Below are 2251 nucleotides of genomic sequence, written 5' to 3'. Positions count from 1 at the left end.
CATCCGATGCCTCAAACGCTACGTCGCACGAGAGATCTACCGACTCCTCATCCCCACCACGAAGCCCAGCGGACCGGCGACCCCCGCCCCAACCGGACCTTGACATCCATAGGGGCATCAGCACCCCTGAATCGACCCGACTGTCCGTGTTACCGTCGCGGTGGAGGCTCGGATGTGCCTGCCCCCGGACGAGATGTGCGCCGTACCCGGCCCGCCAAGACGACGCACTCAAGGAGACGTCATGGGCGCACGCACCTGCCTGATCGACTTCACCGGGGAGGTCCCCGGCCCTCATGGACTGGAAGTCCGGTGGATCCACGGCTCGCCGTCCGCCAAGCACAACACCGACCCGGACATCCAAGTCCACGCCTACGACGAGCACACGTTCATCCTGCGGCAGAACATGGCGATCGACTACGAGGCGCCGTTCTTGTTCCTGCTCTTCGGCAACGCCCGGGCGGTGCTGATCGACACCGGGGCCACCGCATCGCCCGAGTTCTTCCCTCTGCGCCAGGTGGTCGACGAGCTCATCGATTCCTGGCTCGTCCGTCATCCCCGGCACGGGTACCAACTGCTGGTGCTGCACACCCATCCGCACGGTGATCACATCGCGGGTGACGGCCAGTTCACCGATCGCCCTGACACCACGGTGATCAGCGCGGAGCCGGCCACCGCCTGGCCGTACTTCGGATTCGCCGACCACCCCGATGCCGTGGCGCAGATCGACCTCGGGGGCCGGGTGCTGGAATGTCTGGCCACCCCGGGCCACCACGAGGCCGCCGTCACGTTCTACGACGCGTGGACCGGGTTTCTCCTGACCGGCGACACCGTCTACCCCGGCCGCCTGTACATCACGGACTGGCAGGCATTCAGCCGGACGATCGATTGCTTGATCGACTTCTGCGACCTCCGGACGGTTACCCACGTACTCGGCTGCCACATCGAGATGACCGGGCAGCCGGGCGTGGACTATCCGATCCGCACCGTCTACCAGCCCGACGAGCCCCCACTGCAGATGACCACCGGCCACCTGCGCGACATCCGCGAGGCGCTGAAGCAGGTCGGCGACCAGCCCAGCCACCGCGCCTTCCCGCTGTTTATCTTGTGCCCCGAGGCATGAGCGGCACGGACAAGATCGGGTCCCGTCCCGGCTCCCCGGCGGCGAGGACGGCAAGCCGACGAGTGGTGCCGCCGGCCGGGGTCCGGGTCGTTCGCGGCTCGGCGTTCGTCGATCCCCGCGATCCGGACAACGGTCTGGGCAACCCCTTCGCTGTCGTCGTGAGCGCCGACGTGGCGGCGTTGAGCACAGCCCAACGCCAGGCGCTGGCCCGGCGCACCGGCGCCCCCGAGACCATCTTCGTCGATGCCGTCCGCCGACGGAATGGGCTGCTCTGCCCTTCCGGGTACGAGCTCGACCTGACCGTCCTGACACCGACCGGGAAGGCGCTCGGAGCGTGCGCCCACGGCTTCATCGGTACCGTGCACGCGCTCACCCAGACCGGGGCCATCACCGCAGGTCTTGATCTGCTGATCACCACGTCGTCGGGCGGATCGGCGCGGGCTTCGCTCTCCAGCGGCGGCACGGTCATGCTGCAATTCGACTCCAGTGAGCCCTTGATCGCGTACGGCCGCGAACAGGCACTCGAAGAGATCTTCCACGTGCCACTACCGTCCCTGGCCGACGGGCTGCCGGTCCTGTCCGTTGGCTCCCCCAAGCTGACCGTCGAGGTGACGCCCGGCGCCTTCGTCCGACTGCAGCGACAACTGGACGGTCTGGACTACGACCGGCTCATGGCCCTGCAACGCGAGCTGGACGTCAACGGGATCCACCTGTTCTGCCGCAACGACATCACGGGTATGCCCGAACATGCGATCCAGACGAACGCATACCTCGGCCGGAATCTCGCGGTGGACCGGGCCACCGGCGTTTCAAGCGCGGCCCAGGTCAGCGCCGACCCCCGCATCCACGCAGGCCGACAGTTGCAGGTCACCCAATACACCCAGACCGGCCGCTCAGCGGTCCTCACCCTGGCCAAGGGGGAAGGGCGCAGCGTCTGGGTGGGCGGTGCCGCAAACCTACTCGATCACCCCACTGCACACCCCGGCTCTTCCTAACCCAGTCAGTTCGCCGTGCGGGCCGCACGGTCCGACGCGGAAGTGTCATGAATCAGGTGTGGATCTCCTCGAAGGAGTCACCTGATGAGTACGACGACTGATCACCTGATCGAGTCCGTGGACAGCGTGTCGCTTG

At 67.1% G+C, this 2251-nt stretch carries 2 protein-coding genes and 1 riboswitch; both genes read left to right on the top strand.

The features are described 5' to 3' along the window. Positions 1–160 precede the first annotated feature (160 nt). Positions 161–229: riboswitch (guanidine-III (ykkC-III) riboswitch) on the top strand. Positions 230–241: 12 nt separating this feature from the next. Beyond that, entirely contained in the window at positions 242–1120 is an 879-nt protein-coding gene (locus ABZT03_RS43880) for an MBL fold metallo-hydrolase (RefSeq protein WP_356049874.1), read from the top strand. Beyond that, positions 1117–2115, top strand: coding sequence for a PhzF family phenazine biosynthesis protein (locus tag ABZT03_RS43875; RefSeq protein WP_356049872.1), 999 nt, complete (start codon positions 1117–1119; stop codon positions 2113–2115). The genes ABZT03_RS43880 and ABZT03_RS43875 overlap by 4 nt, the downstream gene beginning before the upstream one ends. Positions 2116–2251 lie beyond the last annotated feature (136 nt).

The sequence above is a fragment of the Streptomyces sp. NPDC005574 genome (assembly GCF_040605435.1).
In the GTDB taxonomy this organism is placed as follows: domain Bacteria; phylum Actinomycetota; class Actinomycetes; order Streptomycetales; family Streptomycetaceae; genus Streptomyces.
This window is presented reverse-complemented; position numbering and strand designations above follow the sequence as displayed.

Bases quoted from the DNA above. Each gene is read 5' to 3' on its own strand.
- ABZT03_RS43880 (WP_356049874.1), top strand. From the start codon at position 242: ATGGGCGCACGCACCTGCCTGATCGACTTCACCGGGGAGGTCCCCGGC.
- ABZT03_RS43875 (WP_356049872.1), top strand. From the start codon at position 1,117: ATGAGCGGCACGGACAAGATCGGGTCCCGTCCCGGCTCCCCGGCGGCG.